Consider the following 18,849-nt stretch of genomic DNA (forward strand, 5'->3'; position numbering starts at 1 on the left):
TAGTTGGTGCGGGGATGTACCGTTACGGTACCCTTTCCTTTCGCTGGTACGCTCGTATGGCTCAGCTTGAAGTTGTTCGGTGGCTTGCGCCTGTAAGATTTGGTTCAATACGGATTCCAACAGGGCTGCTACTCCAGAATCTTTGTTATTGCTTAAAAATAGACGGTGCAAAAGTTCCTGATTTACGGTAATCTGGTATTGAGCCATGCAAATTCCTCCTTTGTTAGGTTTGTTTTGGCAATTCAATTCTAACTGAGGAATTTGTCTGGCTCCAGTATTTTTTTGGAAACCTATTTTACACAATTATACGGACTTAACTGTATCCTGTGCGGTTATATTGGAATGTTTCATTGGGATAAACATATTTTGTTCGAACAAACCCAGGGCCATAAAACCCCGGGTTTGTGTGTATTATTTAGTTGATTATAACAGGCCCCGTTACCTTCTACATAGTTTTATAGCACTTTCAATGACAAGTTTTTACTAATTAAAGAAAAGGCCGGCAGGATAGGGGTGAAAAGTTATCAAGAACTGGCCGATGTATTTCTTACTGTTTTAATGCTAACTGCCCAGGCCAATTCCGCCAAGAGACTGGCTGAAAAAATAATTGACAACTATTTTAAGGCAGAGTCAAGGTAACAAAAGCACGCTAAAATTTAACAAAGAGTCCATGAGGATCTTGTACCTGCGCGAAGGGAAAATCATCCTCTGTGGAAATTGTTAATAATTATTGATATTGATTATTGAATAATGGTTTTATCAATAGGAGACATATATGTTATATGCATTTCTTCTTTTGTTGCACTGCGCTTTAGGATGGACAGTTACCTTCACGCTTGAAATAACGGCACGGAGCCTGGAATTAAATTGTTATTTATTAAATTTCAATTTATTGCCGTCACTTTATTGCCTGTCGCTTGGCTTAATTTAATCTTGAGTTATGTTGGGTATGTCATATCTCGGAGAGAATGGGCCTTATTATCAGTCATTCCCGTTATTACCAACATCATTGTTTGGCTTGTTCCCCGGCCCAACTGGTTCTGGAAGGAGTCCGGGCTAATGGATTATGATTACGGGTTCTGGTTTTATTATGTGACTGCGGAATTCAAGGGTGAAACCTGGGAGATGGGCGCGTATCTGGCCATGGCCCGGCAGGCCCAGCGGGAAGGTTATCCCGAGGTGGCCCTGGTGCTGGAATCCATCGCCATGGACGAAGCTTGGCATGCCGCCCACTTCGCGGAGCTCAACGGGATCATCTCCGAAAGCACGAAAGAAAACATTGAAAAGATGCTCAAGGGTGAAATTATGGCCAACAATGGCAAAAGGGAAGCAGCGGTCAAGGCAAAGGAACTTGGCAACGACCACGCCCACGACGCTTTTGATGAGTCTTTCCGGGACGAAGCCAGGCATGCCCGCGCCCTGGAGGGGTTACTTAACCGGTACTTTAAGTAAAGGTTTAAAGATAGTTTAAAGATATACGAAAGGGCTCATCAATATGAGCCTTTTCGTATATTTGATGTTAAAGTTTATATGATCTTGGCCCCGCTCAAAGCCTTGTTCATATTGCGCACAGCACACATTTTACCGCACATGGTACAGGAATCTTCGGCTTCAGGTTGGGATTCGGCCCTATAACGGCGGGCCTTTTCAGGGTCAATGGCCAATTCGAACATTTTAGCCCAATCAAGATCACGTCTGGCTTTGCTCATTTGGTTGTCCCACTGCCGTGCCCCCGGTATTCCCTTGGCTATATCAGCGGCGTGGGCGGCAATTCGTGATGCAATAATTCCTTCTTTCATGTCATCCAATGTGGGCAGGCGCAGGTGTTCAGCCGGAGTGACATAACAGAGAAAATCCGCGCCGTTTGCAGCGGCAATGGCGCCTCCGATAGCGCCGGTGATATGATCGTAACCCGGCGCAATATCGGTGACCAGCGGACCCAAAACATAAAACGGGGCGCCGTGGCAGAGCTTTTTTTCTAGCAGCATGTTGGGGGCTATCTCATTAAGGGCCATATGACCCGGGCCTTCAATCATTACCTGGACATCTTTCTGCCAGGCTCTTTCGGTCAGCTCGCCCAGCACGATCAATTCCTGTATTTGCGATGCGTCGGTGGCATCTTTAATACTGCCCGGACGGCAGGCATCCCCAAGGCTGATGGTTACATCAAAGCGGCGGCAGATTTCCAGCAAGTCGTCAAAGTATTCATAAAAAGGGTTTTCTTTGTTGTTTAGCTCCATCCAGGCAAAGAGCAGCGCTCCGCCCCTGGAAACAATATTGGTCAGACGGGGGTTATTTTTGAGCCTCCGGGCGGTTTCCCGGTTGATACCGGCATGGATGGTCATAAAGTCCACACCGTCACGGGCATGCTTTTCCACTACTCCCAGGAATTCTTCCGCGCTGATGTCTTCAAGTTCTTTATCATAAAAACCCACGGCGTCATATACCGGTACCGTGCCTATCGCAGCCGGTGAGAATTGAATCAACTTTTGCCTGAATTGCTCAGTCTTGCCGAAACAGCTTAAGTCCATAATGGCATCAGCCTTCATTGCAACAGCCCAGCGGGCTTTTTCCATCTCGGATGCAAAATCGCAGCAGTCCTTGGAAACTCCCAGGTTAACGTTTATTTTGGTTTTCAGCCCCCGGCCGATGCCGCAGGGTTCCAGGGAGGTATGATTAATATTTGCCGGAATAACAATACTGCCCTGTGCAATGAGATCCCGGAGCACTTCTATATCAATGCATTCCTTCCTGGCTACAGATTCCATTTCTTTCGTTACTATACCTTTTCGGGCTGCCTCCATCTGAGTATTGTAAGACATCAAATTTATCCTCCTTTTTTACCGGGACATGTTACCACGTCTGAAGTCTGATGCTAATATACGGTGACCCTGGCGCCGGAGATTATTTTGTCCGGAGAAAGGTCATATACCTGGTCGAACAAGGAGACCTTATATGAACCCGGCGGCAAGGGCCCCCTTAACGCTGCCTGCTCACCGGCAATGCCGAATGAGATCAGTGCGCCAGCGGCGGCGGTGAGCGGGTCGGGGCAAACAGCGGCAAAGGCGCCTGTTAGAGCGGTGGACATGCAGCCTGTTCCGGTAAGCCCGCCCATCATCCGGTGGCCGTTTTCAATGAGGACAGTCCGCCTGCCGTCGGACACGGCATCAATTTGGCCGGTAACGGCTACGGTCAATCCGAATTTTTCAGCCGCCAGCCGGGAAATCTCCCCGGGCCCGGCGGTTACCCCGGCAGCGTCGACGCCTTTGACGGTGGCGTCCAGCCCGGCCAAAACGGCTATTTCCGCAGCGTTGCCGCGTAAAATGGTTACATTAATTTCATTGAGAATACGCAATGAACTCCTGGTCCGCAAGCTGGTGGCGCCCGCCCCCACCGGGTCCAGAACCACGGGGACCCCCAGCCGGTTGGCTTTCTTTCCGGCAATAATCATGCTCTCCACCAGTTCGGGTGTCAACGTGCCAATATTCAGCACCAGGGCGCCGGACAGGGCCACCATTTCCTCCACTTCCTCCCGGGCATGGGCCATTACCGGGGAGGCGCCTATATGGAGCAATATATTGGCGGTATCATTCATTACCACCATATTGGTGATGTTGTGTATCAGAGGCCTGGTTTCTCTTATTTTCATCAAGCCGGCAGCAATATCTTGCAGCATTTTTTCCATATCACCGGTCAATCCTTTCTTTATTTTAATCCTTCCGCTTACGGTCCAAGGTGATCAAAAAACCGCAAACCCGTAGGGAATGCGGTTAAACACAAAGAATCACATCACATCCCTTCGCTGGCATTATCCAGTACCCGTATAATACAGGCAGCGCTTGAGCAGCGCTCAGGTTCCAGGGTCTGCGGGTCTTTCCCGCACTCTCAGCTCCACACCAGGAACTCCCCTTGTGTTGATATGTAGTTGTTTTCCCATCAAGAATATCACAGTAATATTTCCGTGGCAATAGTGTATTCAAAGACGTGCAAAAGTCATCTGTTTTGGCTTTCCGAGTTTGGTGCCTGAGCAATAGGGCGACCCGGTTTAAAAATCATTTGCTTCTGGCTCCAGTGCTATTTAGACTGGCGATACAGCCGTACAATCTGTTCGCCCGGCTCAGTTCCCACTTCTTTTTTTAGGAGGCGCCGGTATTTGAGATATTGACTGCGGGCTGCATCCCGCTGTCCCTGCATAAGCAGGAGGCGGATAACCTCTCCTTGAGCCGTTTCGTGCAAAGGTTCCCGTTCGACAACTTCCTGCCATAGCTCCAGCGCCTCCGCTCTTCTGTCGTTTCTTTCGGCGTATTGAGCCAGCGTTACCAATACTTTAAGAAACTGCTGGCGTAGTTTTTCTCTGGCCGGCACCGGCCAGACGGCATAAGCGTCCTCAGCCAACAAATCCCCGCGGTAGAGCCGGCAGGCTTCTCGCAAGTGAATCACAGCTTCTTCCGGTTCGGTTTCCAGCCGGTTAAAAGCTAAGTTGTAGGACTGGTTAAAGGCTGCCACATCCACTTCTTCCACCAGTCGCGCATCCAGGTAGATCATTCCGTCTCGTACAGCCACATACTCTATTTCCCTGGACAATCCGTCGTTGAGCATTTTCCGCAAAGCATAAAGGGTGACGTAAAAGGCGTTGGCAGCCTTTTCCGCTGTCAGATCCGGCCACAAAATGTCCATAATAACATCTTTAGGCACTGTTTGCCCCAGTCTGAGGGCGAGAAACTTCAATATAATTTTACTCTTGCGCCGGGGCCAATGCCGGTCATCCAGCCGTTCCCCTCCCCGGTAGATTTGAAAGGCGCCCAAACAGTAAATACGCAAGCGGGGGATATTTGCCGCCGGAATGTCCCCGGTTGGTGCAGGCCCACAGCAACCTGTAGCAGACCTGGTATCTTCAACCCGGCCGAAAGCTTTTGGGACAGCGGCGCAGGCTTGTTTCAGGACAAATTGACTTAGCTCTCTCTCCTGCTTGGCCAAGAACGAAAATTTACTGACATGTTGATTACACTTTTGTAGCAGAGCAGGTTCCGCTTCTCCAGTCCGGTGAAATAATCCGAAGAGCCGCCAAAAATCGGCCAGTGCCAGGTGGTATTCATCCCCCCAGGCGGAGAAGACAGAGGTTGCTTCAGCCAATAACTTCAGGCCGGTGTCAAGGTTCTCCCCGCCGGCCGCTATGATGGCGGAAGACAGATTCAACCTTGCCACGGCCTCCAGCCAGCGATCGTTTATTCCCCTGGCCATTTCTAAAGCATGCAGCGCCTCTTCCAAAGCAGGCCCTGTTTCACCCCGGAGGCGAAAAACAGTACTACGCCCCAGTGACAGAACCAATTCGGCTTCCAGGTTGGGTTCGACCAGGGCCAATGCATCTGCTGCCTGGCCGTGTAGGAGTTCCGCCTTTCGGTAATTCGCTGAGTCCTGCAAACAATAGGCCCGGGCTTCGCCCAGGATGGACAGAACAGCAGTGATTGAAGCTGTTTCTTTTCCTTGGAAAAATTTCTGAGCCAACTGAAATTTCTTTATGGCCCCGCCCGGGTCGCACAGGCTGAGAAGGATTTCTCCACCGATCAAGAGGGATCGTGCCTTCAGGGGGACATTTCCGGAAACCTCCGCCACTTTGGCTGCCCGATCCACCAGTTGCCCGGCTTCCACGAAACAACTGCGCCGGCAGCAGTAGAAGAGTGCCCGGTCAAGGTAAACCTCCGCCTCTGCCGCCGTCTCCCCGGCAAGACGGTATTGATCAGTAGCCTTGTCAAAAAACCGGCGCGCCTGCTCCACATCCCCCATCCTTGCCGTCCAAACGGCCAGGTAGTGCAACACAACACCGCGCAGGCTGGGATCGGCAGAGTCAACCTCACCAAGGGCCTGGCGATACACAACCTTGGCATCCTGTTGTTCCCCTCTGGCTGAAAAGGCACTTCCTTGGGCACAGAGGGCCCGGGTCAGGCCGGTTGCATCACCCATCCGGCCAAAAGCCCCGGCGGCGCGGCGCAGCCAATCCAATCCTTCCCGGTATTTGCCGGCCCGAACACAGGCTTCCCCATAATCCAGAAGGATTTCCGGAAAAACATCTGCTTTTTGACCGGGCAGTGCATTTAGCCAGGCACCCACGATCGCCAGGCGCCCCTGTCTGAGCAGCAGGGGCGCCATCTGCTGGAGAACCGGTCCGGCCCTGCCGAAGTCTCCTGCCGCAACCAGGTGGGGAAAAGCCTCCACCAATTTTCCTCGGGAAAGATAAAACCCGGCCGCCCGTTGCTGAGCGTCCCGGTAACTATCGACGTCTTCTTTTAGCCGGTTCAGCAGATAATCGTAAAAGAGTTTGTGGTAGCGCAACTTGCCGGCCAGGCGTTCCACCGGAAGGCCGCGGTTGGATAGATATGCCACCAAGGTTGTCCCGTCCTTGCGGTCAAAAACATTGTCAAAGAGTTCTCCGTCCCACTCCGGGAAAACTGCCGTCTTGAGCAGAACCTCCCTGATCTCCGGGGGCTCTCCGGCCAAGATTTCTTCCATAATATCTTCGAAGAGGTATGGCAAGCCCTTTTCCTGCCTGAACCAGCTGCTGACGCCGGTCGGGCCGGCGCTGCCCGCCAGGGCTTGTCTGGCCAGTTGTAACCCCATTGGCCAGCCGGACAGCAGCTCCCAGATCTGCGCCACCGAATTCCGGGTTAAAGACGAGCTGGTCTCTCCTGCGAAAATTTGTTCTGCCTCCGCCAGGGTAAAACCCAGTTCCTCCCGGCCCAGCTCAATTGCACGCCCGGCTGCTGCCAGCCCCGGCAGCGCCCTGAGACGGAACCGGTTTCGGCTTAAAAGGATAAAACAGATCTGCGGCGGGAAGTGCTGAAGAAGGGAGTCCAGAACTTCTTTCACTTCTTCACTGCCGGCAACCGTATGATAATCCTCCAGGATCACCAGCAGTCCCTGCCCTTCCAGGCTGTCTTCCAGCATATCCGCTGCTTTTCCAATGAGCCTACCCCGGGCCTGCCAATGAACCTGCCGCATTATTTTCTCCTGCGCCAGGGCCTCCTTAAAGAACGGCAAACGGAGAGCCAAACCGTACAAAAGAAGTTGTAAAAAAGCCATCCCGTCACCATCGCCGCCGTCCAGGTTGAGCCATGCAAAAGGTTTCCGGACCCTGCGCACAAAACCGGCTGCCACGGTGCTCTTTCCGTAGCCGGCGCCTGCCACGACACAGGTGAGCCGCCTCTCCGGCCCGCCATCCAGCAACGCCAGCAAACGCTCCCGGGGCAGGTACCGGAATGGAAGTTCGGGAGGCCGGAATTTACTTTTGGGAAAAATATTCAACATACGCAGACTTCCCTCTGGATAAATGTCGAATAAATGTATGTTTTATTGTGGTTATTCAGCATCTGTAACTGTTCAGGAGTCAGAAGTCAGGAGTAAGAATGAGAGAACCGTCTCGGGACATTCTGAATACCTGAATAGTATCATTTTATCAAATAATCCCAAACTCTTATTGCACGGGTAACTGCATGGTCAGCCGTAGCAGGTTCCCGTCAGGTAAGCGCATAACTTTTACTTCATGTACCAGGTTCAGGATCAGGTACAGCCCCCAACCCCTGGCTGCTTCAACTCCTTGGATCTTATTTTGCAGAAAAGGCTCCGGGGAAGGAAAGGTAAAAGGAGGGCCGGTGTCTGTAACGTCTACTTCCAGGGAATCGGGGCCGGTCCGAAAAGTCAACTTTATCATCAAGCAGGGGTCGTAACCGTGGGCGTGCTCCATGGCATTGAGACAAGCTTCGCTGACGGCAGTGGCCAGATCCATGGCAGCTTCATCCCCTGCGCCCTCAATTCGCGCCAGTTCCGCCGCCACCGACATCGCCACCTTCTCGTATCCTAGTTGGGAAGGAATTTTCAATTCAACAGTCGTCATCGCCATGATAACCACATCCCTAAAAAATTTACATTTCGCGTGCATTGGCTATACGGTTCCCCTGCTTTGGACATATCCGGAATTTTACTGTACAAATCCCCCCTGAATTAAGGTAATGGGACACAATTTCGCCAAGGAATGTCTCCAATTGATGAACCAAAATGACCCTTTTATAAAGTAGTGTAAAGGGAGGGCCTTACAGAAATCTTACAGAAAACACGCCATGTGATTATTTATAAAATTTTTGAAACGTGCCGTTAATCCTATTTACCTTAAGCGGCGCACCACCAACAAGGTGAGATCGTCTTCCTGTTCGCCGCCGGAAAAACGGAACACCTTTTCTACAATAGATGATATGAAGGATTCACTCTCGGAGCCGGAAGAATAACGAAAAGCATTTAGGAACCGCGGGAAACCGTAAAGTTCACCAGTGACGTTACGGGCCTCGACGATGCCGTCTGTATAGAAGGCAATTCCACCTCCCGGGGGAATTGTCAGCGTTATTTCACTGTAGGAGATTCCACTTGCCAATCCCAGCGGCAACGCCCCTGTATCGGCTAACTCCGGGGCTGTGCCGTCCTGGGAAAACCGGACCGGACTCACATGCCCGGCGCTGGATAAGGTACAGGTCCCGGCTGAGGGGTCGAACACGGCGTAAAGAGCGGTGATAAACATTCCCACGGACACGGTGCCGCAAATGAGGTCGTTCACTCTGCTTAAAACCGCTGCGGGGCTTTCTTCCCGGGGCGCTTCAGCCCGCAGCAGGCCGACCACCGCTGCCATCAGCAGGGCCGCCGGCATGCCTTTTCCTGCCGCGTCACCCACGGCCAGACCAAAACGTCCGTCTTGCAGGGGGATGTAGTCGAAAAAATCGCCCCCTACCTGCCTGGCGGGCAGCGACACCCCCGTAATTTCCCATCCCGGCAAGGAAGGAAACTTTTTCGGCAACAATTCCGCCTGCACAGAGCGCGCCAGCGCCAGTTCACGGTCCACGTCCCGGTAAATTTTGGCCACCTGCTGCTGCAGCCGGTTAAAGGCCACCACCAGGTCACCCACCTCATCCAGCGACGTCACCGCCAGCGTCTGGTGCAGGCCGGGCTGGATTCCCCGGGTCATTTGCTCCAGTTTCCCGGTCACCAGTACAATGTCACGGGCCGTGTCGGAAGCGGTTACAACGCCGACAACGGCACAAAAAACAGCAACTAATACGGTAAGGATAACGAACAGGCCTACGGGCAAAGGTTTGCCTGCCAGCGGGAAAAACAGATAAGCAGATAAAAAAGTGCTTGTCGCAACAACCACAATCGAAGTGATTGTGAGCAGTATGCGGTTTTTTACAGCCAGGCGCTTGCCTTCGTCCGGCGCGAGGCCCGTGGTCTTTTCCAGGAGCCCCCGCATCAGCCTCCGTGAGAAAGCGAAAAACAGCATGGCCAGGGATACGGTAAGAGTCAGTTCGAAGGTGGCATTTTGTAATGTCACCAGCCACCAGTTGGCCGGAATATCTTCCTTATAAAAAAAGAACCACTCGGAAAAGTGAAAAATGAGGATGAGTCCTACCCCGCAAAGCACAAGAAAAAGGAACATGTCCAGGGGGTAATTGAAAGCCTTCTTTCGAGACCTGGCAACCAGCTCTTGCTCCGGCTCATTTTCCTTCTCAAAACCGTCAAGAACATGCAAAACCGGCTTCAAATAGGCCGCTGAAAGAGCGTATAGGGCTAGAACTGCAAATAAACACTGCCCGAATACCACGGGAAAATAAAAAGTAAGCTGCTGCTTCAGGGTAACGCCTTGTATAAACTGGTTACCCATGGTTATCGCCGCAAACGCTACCGTCCCTATATACGCAGCGAGGCGAAATATCCGCCTCATTAGCCTGCGGGACGCCGTCATCTCAGACACCACTTTCATGATTATTTTCTGACGCAAACACAAGACGCGCGGCGTCCTCACTGTCGAAAACCGTTATATAATCATTGAGGCCGACCATGTGAAAAATTTTGCGGTAATGACCGGAAAGATTGATGGCGCCCACCGGGCGACCGGATTCACGGCAACGACGCACCAGTCCGATGAGCAAGGCCAGGCCGGCGCTGTTGATGTAGTCCACCCCGGCGAAATCCAGCACAACCGGAGCGGATGGCTCGTCTAAAGGAAGCATCTTTTTAAATTCCTCTTCACCTTCACTGGTGATGTCGCCGCTGAGACGCAAAAACAACATTTCTTCTTCCCATTCAGTTTGGGAATTTAATTTCTTCTTCAAGCCTGTCCCTCCTGCCTCCGTTCATACAATTGCCCGCCCTGTTTCCACGGTTAGACGCCTTGGGATATAACCATAGCCCAAAAACCAGCAATATTTGTCTAAAACAAAACATTCTACCTGTTCCGGGAAAACCCTGCAAATCTACGTGATTTATGCGGTATGGACAATAAAACTCTATTATACGTCTTCAGGATGGGGATAGGTGTTAATCAGTGCAAGGAAGCAGGTTGTTTGAAAAAATTGAAACGCACCGGAAGGCGTCTTATTTTGTAAGAGTTTTGTAAGATGGGCCGTTTAATCTGACAGTAGAGACGTCCGTTTTGTTCCCTGAGAATAATTTTCCAACACTGTAACAGTTGGAATTCCCCTGTTGGACTATTTGATGCGAGTGCAAAAAACACAAAAGGAGGTGAAGCTCGAAATCTTCAATTAAAAAAACATTTAAGGAGGAATGCAGACAGGTGCGTAAAGCAGGGAAGCAAAGCAAAATAATGGCCCTGATAACAATCGTGGTCCTGATGCTGGGCGTAATACCGCAGGCGGCAGTGGGCAGCATGCCGCCGGACATCAGCGGTCACTGGGCCCAAAGCCAGATAACCGACTGGCTGAACCAAGGATTGGCCGGCGGCTATCCCGACAGCACATTCAAACCGGACAACAGCATCACCAGGGCGGAATTCATGGTGCTGGTAAACAAAGCCTTCGGTTTTACAGAAACGGCGCAAGCCCGTTACAAAGATGTAAAAACCTCTGATTGGTTTGCCACAGACCTAGCCAGGGCTAAAGAAGCGGGCTATGTATCGGGTTACCCGGACGGAACAATCCGCCCGAACAACAGCATCAGCAGGCAGGAGGCAGCCTCCATGCTTGCAAGACTGTTAAAGCTGAACACAGCGGACACATCATCAGTAAGCAAATTTAAAGACGCAGCCCAAATACCCCGGTGGAGCAAGGGAGCAATAAGCGCGGCGGCAGCAGCAGGGTACATGCAGGGCTACCCGGACATGACCTTCCGGCCGGAAAAAAAAGTAACCAGGGCTGAGGCAATAGTGTTTCTGAGCCGTTCCCTGGCCGGCGGCAACAGCCCGGCCGTACCTCAAAAGACTGTAACCTATAACCAGGCCGGAACATACGGCCCGGCAAGCGGACAGGAAACTATTAACGGTGACGTATGCATAACAGCCTCCGGAGTGGTGCTGAAGAATGTCCTAATATCAGGAAACCTGGTGCTGGACAAAGGCATAGGTGAAGGAAGCGTAACCCTGAACAACATCACGGTAAAAGGTACAACCACCATACTGGGCGGCGGGGCAAACAGCGTAACATTTGAAAATTGCGCCACGGCGGACATAACGTTAAACAAAGAAGGAGCCAGACTGGTAGCCAAAGGCAAGAGCGGGCTTGGCAAAGTAACAATGAAAACAGGCGGCCGCCTGGTGGAAGACAGCCTGGAAGGAAATGGCTTCACCAGCGTGACAATAGCCGGAGAGAGTGCAAAAACTGTACTGGCAGGCGAATTCGACAGCGTACAGCTGGATGCGGCAAAAGTCAGCCTGGAAATAACAAGCGGTGTGGTTAATGACCTTACCATAACAGCACACGGTAAAGATGCCAAAGTGACCGGAAAGGGGCAGATAAATACAGCCAACGTCAATGCCACAGGTGTTGTCATTGAGCAAAAGCCCGGAAAAATAAACATAGGCAATAACATAACAGCAATCATAGCCGGCAAGACGGAAAAAGGAGACACTGCAGCGGGCGGTGGTGGTGGCAGCAGTAGCTCCGGCTCATCACTTCCGGCGGGATATAGCGTTAACGGCAATACAGCCACCGTGGCCAACCTGGAGGGAATACTATACGCCTTGAACCAGTCAGGCATAACAGTAATCAATGGCAAGGGCTCGAACATAACCGGCAATGTCATAATTAACAAACCCGGCCTGACGCTGCAAAATATGACCATTACCGGTGACCTGGAGGCCGGCTCCGGGATAGGTGCCGGCGACCTGACCCTGGAAAGCGTAAATGTAACCGGCAAGACAACATTCAACGGCGGCGGCAGCAACAGTGTCCACCTTACCGGAACAACACAGCTGCAGGGAACGGTGGAAATCAACAGAGAAGGACTGCGGCTGGTTGCAGATTCGGGCAGTGTATTGGTAACCGGCAATATCCGGATGAACATGCCGGCCACACTGGAAGCGGCGGCCAATGTATTCACCGGGACGGTAACAATCAATATTCCCACGACCTATACAGGAAGCAGTGACGTAGTAATTGCCGCGCCATTAAGCGGAAGCATTAACATCCAGCAGACAACAGCTGCAGTGGGCATACAAGTAACCGAATCGGGCAGCGCCAGCATTAATATTACCGCAGCCAATGCAAGAATTGAAATAGCGCCGGGTGTAACAGTAACCGGAACCATTTCTATTGCAGCAACAGCTGCCGGAGTTGAGATTGAAAACTCCGGAACTATTAACCAACTGAACGCACAGGTGACCACTACCATTACGGGTAACGCACCGGATAATATTTCAGGTACGGCCCCAACTTTAAAGGCGGCAAAGCCGGCGGCAACCCCGTCCGGTGGCGCGGTGTCCCTTGGTACACAGATAGTTCTTTCTTCCGCCACAGTTGGATCGGCGGTCTACTATACAATTGACGGCAGTGTTCCTGGTGCCACTGTTTCTGATTCAGTGTATAAATACACGGGAGCAATCACCATTGCAAAAGCAATGACGATCAAAGCCATAGCAACCAAGGCAGATATGCTGAACAGTGATGTAATGACCGAAAGTTACACTATCGGCGGCGGTGGTGGAAGTACTCCAACAAATAACCCCCCGGTAGCCAAGCCGGTGGCTGACCGGTCAGTTATCATGGGCGGAAACAATTTGATTCTTACGGGAGCAGACTTAGCCACCGACCCGGACGGGGATGCCTTGACTGTTACAGGTGCCACTTACGGAACGGCAGGAATCGTAAGCCTGGACTGGTTAAATGGCAGCCTGGTAATCTCGCCGCTGGCAGCGGGAACAACCACGGTCACGGCATCAGTATATGACAGCGCAAATCAAGGAGTAGACGTATCATTTAGCGTTACAGTTAACGAAGGGGCGGCAATAAGTAACTTTGCGTGTGTTGATCATGACGACACCTCTGCAACATTCACATGGACGGCGCCAACCGGGGCAAGTCAAGTGATAATCTTTCAGACTAAAACTGACCCTGATACGGTCCCCTCTGGACAGTCTATTACCTGGAAAGGCACAGAGGTGGCTCCGGACGCTGGCACCGGAACAGTAGTAAACTTAGATCCTGGAATAAAGTATTGGTTTTATCTGCACGTCATTGGCGGCACTAATGCCGGTGATTCAAATATTGTCAGCTTATCCACAAGTGTGCTTGGCCCAAGTCAGATTGTTGTTCATAACAACGCAGGGCTTCCAGATTATGTTGAGGTATATGACTTGCTGGAGGGCGATACCGTCAATGTCTATGACTCTGCAGATGGTGGTAGCCCACTGGGATCCCAAACGGTTGGCCAAGATGAAACAGATGTAAACATAAGTATTGATCAATTGGGTTCTGTGGCAGGTTCAGTCTTTGTAACAGTAACAAGACCACCTGATAATGAAAGTAACCGAGTAGAAAAAACGTATGATGCTGAATTCTCTCCTCCGAGTAATGTTTCAGCTTTACCATCGCACAATGATGCCGGTGAAGCAGTAAACATCATCACATGGAACGATAGTGAATCTCAAAATGTAACGAGTTACTATATTATACGTTACGATGTAAACACTGACGCCGCGGAGTATATCGGCAGCGTTATTGACAAAAACACACAAACCTATACCGATACAACTGCTGTACCGGGAACAGCCTATATCTATTGTGTTGTAGCAGGTGATGGAAACAAGACATTTGCGTTATCTGAACCAAGCGCACAAATAACAACATTACAAAACACTGCTCCGTCAGAGTCCGTAACGCTGGAATACCTGGGACATTCCGCCTTTGTCCTGACCACTCCGGGTGGCCAAAGGGTTCTGCTGGATCCCGAACATAGCTATGGTAATGCTTTGGACCCGGTTGACCTGGCCATCATCTCCCACGAGCATAGTGACCACAACCAGGTAGCGGCAGCAGCTCCCGGTCTGGGAGAGGACAAGGTAATTCACGGAATCAATGGTGGGAGCTTCAATTCTGTTACAGATGCCGTTTATGGTGACCTGACGGTGAGTAACGTTCAGACCAGCCACTTTGATAATGCTCAAAATAATGCCAGCTTTATCTTGTCCACAGCTGGAATGCGCCTTGTGCATATGGGGGACTCACTGGGTACCTGTGACATGAGCGTCCTAAATGAATTTGGGCTGGGAACCAACGGTCCGCCGGCGGACGAGATGGCTCAAAATCTAAAAGGCCCCTCAGGCATCGATGTGCTGATGATTCCCATTGGAGACTCTATGGGAATGAATGGTCTCGACACTTCTGTAGTGATAAAAGCCATTGAAAAGCTGGCGCCCAAAATCGTCATTCCTATCCATTCGTGGAACGAAACAAACATTTCTAATTTCCTTGCAGCCGTTGGAGATACACACCCTGAATGGAGCATAGTAAATCCCCGGGATTCCCAGGTAACATTCACAGCCGGTGACTTATCCGCCGGTACGGTGATCTGGAACATGCAGCCGTCAAGTTCAATAAACGGGTTATGGCCCACCTCGTCAGCCGGCGTTGCCGGAAGTGACACGGCGCTGGATGTCAATGTAGATACAACCAGTATTGCGGACGGCACGGGTGTAAGCGTGGAACTGGTGGACACAGCCGGGAATTCCCTGAGCCCGCAGGTAACAGGCGCCTCCACTATCAGCAACAATTCGGCTATAGTTTCCCTGGCCATTCCGGGAACAGTGCCGGCGGGTTATTACAGACTAAAAGCGGTTGCCGGCGACAGTAGCAACACCGGTGCTGTTTTCACCGTTAATTCCGCTTCAATCAACTATGTAAGCCCGTGGCCAACAGGCAGCGAAGTTGGAACTGAAGCAACAACGGATGTTGCAATAACGACAGCAGGTATTGCTGATGGCACCCCGGTGACGGTAGAACTGGTAACAACCTGCGGGGACTCCCTGGGTCAGCCGGTAATAAGCACATCTACCATCAGCAACAATGAGGCCACAGTATCCTTAACAATTCCGGCGTGGGTACCGTTTGGAAGCTACAAGCTGAAAATAATGGCCGGTGACGATTTCCACGGCAGCACAGATTATTATATATATTGACGTTTGGGTAGATAAACCAATAGAGCCGGGCGGGAATACTTTCCCAACCGGCTCTTACACTTTTTGATAACTAATTAGCTAAGAATATAAATAAATTTGGCTAGGTCACCTTCAAGGAGTGTGTGGAATTTATCTTATTGATTATCCAGTGATGGGTGTGGGTTTGGAAGGAAGGGTTAGATCTATTATGCGAGGGAGAAGAATTATTTTCTTGTATATACAAAAATTATATTACAGTATAAATGTTATAATGATATAAAAAGTGGCCCGGAGGCATAGTCATAATTGGAAAATATACCAAATTACTCAACAACATTAAAATATATGCCTTTTCTTTTTTTAGAGGTAAAAAAGGCTGCAAGCCTTAAAGTACAAGGGCTCGGCTATTCCGAAATTGTAAGCCGGTCAATAAAAGATAATATTTTTCAGGTCAACACGGAAAGCAGAAAAAAGGAAATTGCCGCAGCGGTCATCAAAAGGCTTAGCTGGATTTAAATGTTTGTCCATACAGGAAAGCAATGGCATCCCAAGGGAAACGGCGGACTACTTTGCCGGTGGGCATAAAAGTTTAAAGAAAGATTTTCAATATCTAATTGACGTGTTCCATGACGCCAAGGAATACGGTTCCATATTGAATGTTGAGCCGGTTGATTTTGACGCCCTGGAAAGAAGGCTGGGGGAAATAAGGGCGCACGGCACGGGTGATTTGTTTACTGAAGCGTACCGGAGGGCTATATTGGAGAAAGTGCCCGCGCTGATAAAGCAGGCCAGGATAATGAGCGGGTAATATGATGTGGTATGTACGAATCCTCCTTATATGGGTAGAAACGGGATGGGATCTAAGCTTTCAGAGTATGTAAAGAAAAATTATCCAGATACAAAGTTGGATATGAGCACTGTTTTCATGGAAAAAACATTAGATATGTGCAGCCCACACGGAATGATGGCAATGATAAACATCCCGGTTTGGATGTCGAAATCCAGTTTTGAGCAATTACGGCTTATTATTTTAAACAGACATACATTGATAAATATGCTTCATTTTGGTAGGGGTGTATTCGGATCTGATTTTGGAACCACTGCTTTTGTGATTAACAAATCGTTAATTAATGATTATGCTTCCGTCTTCAGGCAGCTATACGATCAAATTGGCAATGTTGACTCATTAAAGCAAAAAGAAAAATGGTTTTTTGAAAACAAAGGGCACTTTATCGTACAAGGCGGGAAAAAACAAGGCCCGGAAAAAGAAAGAGCATATTGCCAGGCAAATGAAGGAGTGCATGGAGTATGACCAGGTCATCGCCCACGTGGCCAACCAAAAAATCGAGATCGACCTGGATGACGGTGTAAAAGTAAATTGCGCCAAGTTCCAGAGTGTGGAAATCCCCCGGGGTGAGGGCAAAAAGCCATTAAAGGCCGATTTGCTGGCCAAAATATAAATAGAGGTGTTTTCAAATGAAACGAAAATCGTTATCTGAAACGGAAAATAGAGTATTAAGAGGGTTCATAGAGTATTTAACAAATTTATATCCCGAACAAGTGGTTTCAATTGAGTTATTCGGTTCCAAGGCCCGCGGAAACGCGGAACCCGATTCGGATATAGATTTATTGATTATTGTTAAAGACCGGAATAACATTGACCGCTATAAGATATACGATTACGTGCTTGATGCCGAGTTGGATCATGAAATAAACATCTCTTTAAAAATATATAACAAGGATGACTATAATAAACTGGTTAAAATGAATGTTCCCTTTGCCACCAACGTTCAAAAAGAGGGAGTTACCTTATGGACGATGTAAATTATAAAGATTTGGCACGCTACCGCATTGAAATGGCTGAAAGTAAAATAAAAGCTGCAGAAATTCTTATCAAACAAGGTATGTTGATTATATAGCGGAATTCTTCCGGGAAATGAGGAAGAGATCTTTTACCGATGCCTTTGACAGGTACTTCAGGCTGGGCAATAACCTAAACCAAAGAGATGTGATAGCTGTAAGGAAAACCGTATCGGGACTGGTAAAGTTAATTTACCCCAATGGCGAATTTACCAGGGACGACATAGAAGAGATATTGCGATACGCCCTGGTGGGCAGGAGAAGGGTCAAAGAACAGCTTAAAAAAATTGGTGGCATGGAATTTTATGATGTTCATTTCTCTTATATTGATAACGATACCTTAATTGAAGAATTTGTGTCAGTGCCGGAGCAGGGTGGCGGTAAGCTTATTCCCGAAGGCATGTACAAACCCGGCCATATTTACACGGTGGCCCACGGGGATTCCGGTATGATAGGTGTTTATAAAATAGAAACCGAAGTTGTTCCCGGCTCCGGTAGATTTGACAGAACCGGCCTTGGCTCCTGTCGTGAGGCCAAAGAAAGCATTGCCACAGCTTTTAATTACTTTAAGGCCAACAAAAAGAACATTAGCGGTATTATATCTGTGCAAAACAATGATTTTTAAATGCATGTTCAGGACTTGCAAGGCATTGGATTAACTTCGGAGCTTTCGCTGGTTGCATTTATCGCCCTTTGTTCCGGCGCTCTTAGGAAGCCGGTTCAAAGTCAGCTGGTGGTGTTGGGGTCTATGAGCATAGGCGGAACAATCAATAAAGTGGAAGAATTGGCCAATATTATGCAAGTGTGTTTTGACGCGGGAGCTAAAAAGATATTGCTGCCGATGGCTTCCGCTGTTGATATACCAACGGTTCCTCCGGAGTTGTTTGCCAAATTCCAAATTTCATTTTACCAAAGCCCCGAAGATGCGGTTTTTAAGGCGCTTGGTGTTGAGTGATATTATATGAATAACAAAAACCCCGAGGAAGCCAAAAAACAACAGCTCACCTGGCAGGCGATAATCGAAAAACTGGAACAGACCCTTAAAACCGCCGGTCCCAAGGTCCTTTTGGGCAACCGGGGGTACCGGCGCTACCTGAAGATGGACAAAAAAGCGGTCACCATAAACGAGGAAGCTGTTAAAGAAGATGCCAAATATGACGGTAAATACATCCTGCGCACCAACTGCGACCTGCCACCGGATGAAATAGCCCTGGGTTACAAAGGCCTGTGGCAGGTGGATAGGGCGTTTCGTTCCCTGAAGAGTACCCTGGACTTAAGGCACATCTACCACTGGAAAGAAGAACGGGTGCGCAATCAGATATTTGTCTGTTTTTTGGCTTTTGTGCTGCAGGTGATGCTGGCCCAAAAAAAAACCTTTGAGTGCTACGTGGTTAGTTATACAATAGGTTTTGAAAATATTTTCTACACCAAATACTCCACCTTTGCCCCCGGGAAATACCTGTCCAGCTCCCGGCGAAACAGTTCTTCCATCTCCCGGAGCGTCTCCTTGGGATAAACGTACTTTCCGTAACAAAAGGCAAAAGCAAAAAGTCTAGCAATCCCTTGTG

The 18,849-nt window shown here is 49.6% G+C and carries 16 protein-coding genes and 1 pseudogene; 10 read left to right on the forward strand and 7 right to left on the reverse strand.

Features of this window, described 5'->3' with window-relative positions; genetic code table 11:
- Nucleotides 1-207, reverse strand: a 207-nt coding sequence (locus H569_RS20480; RefSeq protein WP_034630796.1) for a transposase, incomplete at its 3' end; no start/stop codon positions are given.
- Between the two features lie 306 nt (nucleotides 208-513).
- Here H569_RS20480 and H569_RS23390 point away from each other — a divergent pair.
- Both H569_RS23390 and H569_RS0114250 read left to right on the forward strand, forming a co-directional pair.
- Nucleotides 514-639, forward strand: a complete 126-nt coding sequence (locus tag H569_RS23390; RefSeq protein ID WP_257720118.1) for a hypothetical protein — start codon at nucleotides 514-516, stop codon at nucleotides 637-639.
- Nucleotides 640-861: 222 nt separating this feature from the next.
- Nucleotides 862-1,452, forward strand: coding sequence for a histidine kinase N-terminal 7TM domain-containing protein (locus tag H569_RS0114250; protein ID WP_081411038.1), 591 nt, complete (start codon nucleotides 862-864; stop codon nucleotides 1,450-1,452).
- A gap of 74 nt (nucleotides 1,453-1,526) precedes the next feature.
- On the opposite strand, the gene thiC is transcribed toward H569_RS0114250, so the two are convergent.
- From thiC to H569_RS21440, 6 genes are all read right to left on the reverse strand, one after another.
- The gene (thiC, locus tag H569_RS0114255) at nucleotides 1,527-2,822 is read right to left on the reverse strand and encodes a phosphomethylpyrimidine synthase ThiC (protein WP_027365542.1); all 1,296 of its coding nucleotides are present in this window, start codon (nucleotides 2,820-2,822) and stop codon (nucleotides 1,527-1,529) included.
- Nucleotides 2,823-2,875: 53 nt separating this feature from the next.
- Nucleotides 2,876-3,685: a hydroxyethylthiazole kinase gene (gene thiM / locus H569_RS0114260; RefSeq protein WP_027365543.1), complete on the reverse strand. Its 810-nt coding sequence runs from the start codon at nucleotides 3,683-3,685 to the stop codon at nucleotides 2,876-2,878.
- A gap of 389 nt (nucleotides 3,686-4,074) precedes the next feature.
- Nucleotides 4,075-7,302: a BTAD domain-containing putative transcriptional regulator gene (locus H569_RS0114265; RefSeq protein WP_027365544.1), complete on the reverse strand. Its 3,228-nt coding sequence runs from the start codon at nucleotides 7,300-7,302 to the stop codon at nucleotides 4,075-4,077.
- Nucleotides 7,303-7,468: 166 nt separating this feature from the next.
- Nucleotides 7,469-7,894, reverse strand: a complete 426-nt coding sequence (locus H569_RS0114270; protein WP_157833544.1) for an ATP-binding protein — start codon at nucleotides 7,892-7,894, stop codon at nucleotides 7,469-7,471.
- A gap of 261 nt (nucleotides 7,895-8,155) precedes the next feature.
- The gene (locus H569_RS0114275) at nucleotides 8,156-9,814 is read right to left on the reverse strand and encodes a PP2C family protein-serine/threonine phosphatase (protein WP_169726474.1); all 1,659 of its coding nucleotides are present in this window, start codon (nucleotides 9,812-9,814) and stop codon (nucleotides 8,156-8,158) included.
- Nucleotides 9,780-10,148 (reverse strand): STAS domain-containing protein, encoded by a 369-nt coding sequence (locus tag H569_RS21440; protein WP_051273671.1) that lies wholly within the window; start codon nucleotides 10,146-10,148, stop codon nucleotides 9,780-9,782. Before H569_RS21440 ends, H569_RS0114275 begins: the two co-directional genes overlap by 35 nt.
- Nucleotides 10,149-10,609: 461 nt before the next feature.
- On the opposite strand from H569_RS21440, the gene H569_RS0114285 reads away from it, so the two are divergent.
- The 8 genes and pseudogenes from H569_RS0114285 to H569_RS22605 all read left to right on the forward strand — a co-directional run bounded on the left by H569_RS0114285 (nucleotide 10,610) and on the right by H569_RS22605 (nucleotide 18,797).
- Entirely contained in the window at nucleotides 10,610-15,442 is a 4,833-nt protein-coding gene (locus tag H569_RS0114285) for an S-layer homology domain-containing protein (protein WP_027365547.1), read from the forward strand.
- Nucleotides 15,443-15,727: 285 nt separating this feature from the next.
- A complete protein-coding gene (locus H569_RS23680) occupies nucleotides 15,728-15,937 on the forward strand; it encodes a BrxA family protein (RefSeq protein WP_027365548.1) in 210 nt (69 codons plus the stop codon).
- A gap of 4 nt (nucleotides 15,938-15,941) precedes the next feature.
- The gene (locus tag H569_RS0114295) at nucleotides 15,942-16,229 is read left to right on the forward strand and encodes a hypothetical protein (RefSeq protein ID WP_027365549.1); all 288 of its coding nucleotides are present in this window, start codon (nucleotides 15,942-15,944) and stop codon (nucleotides 16,227-16,229) included.
- A gap of 6 nt (nucleotides 16,230-16,235) precedes the next feature.
- The gene (locus H569_RS0114300) at nucleotides 16,236-16,733 is read left to right on the forward strand and encodes a BREX-1 system adenine-specific DNA-methyltransferase PglX (protein ID WP_257720119.1); all 498 of its coding nucleotides are present in this window, start codon (nucleotides 16,236-16,238) and stop codon (nucleotides 16,731-16,733) included.
- Nucleotides 16,723-16,881: a hypothetical protein gene (locus H569_RS22280; RefSeq protein ID WP_207637569.1), complete on the forward strand. Its 159-nt coding sequence runs from the start codon at nucleotides 16,723-16,725 to the stop codon at nucleotides 16,879-16,881. Before H569_RS0114300 ends, H569_RS22280 begins: the two co-directional genes overlap by 11 nt.
- A 16-nt stretch (nucleotides 16,882-16,897) precedes the next feature.
- Nucleotides 16,898-17,245, forward strand: a complete 348-nt coding sequence (locus H569_RS0114310; RefSeq protein ID WP_027365551.1) for a nucleotidyltransferase domain-containing protein — start codon at nucleotides 16,898-16,900, stop codon at nucleotides 17,243-17,245.
- A gap of 85 nt (nucleotides 17,246-17,330) precedes the next feature.
- Nucleotides 17,331-18,236, forward strand: a pseudogene (locus H569_RS20490) (BREX system Lon protease-like protein BrxL); the annotation flags it as partial.
- Nucleotides 18,237-18,242: 6 nt separating this feature from the next.
- Nucleotides 18,243-18,797 (forward strand): IS1634 family transposase, encoded by a 555-nt coding sequence (locus H569_RS22605; protein ID WP_027365554.1) that lies wholly within the window; start codon nucleotides 18,243-18,245, stop codon nucleotides 18,795-18,797.
- Nucleotides 18,798-18,849: the final 52 nt, after the last annotated feature.

The organism is Desulfotruncus alcoholivorax DSM 16058 (assembly GCF_000430885.1).
In the GTDB taxonomy this organism is placed as follows: domain Bacteria; phylum Bacillota; class Desulfotomaculia; order Desulfotomaculales; family Desulfallaceae; genus Desulfotruncus; species Desulfotruncus alcoholivorax.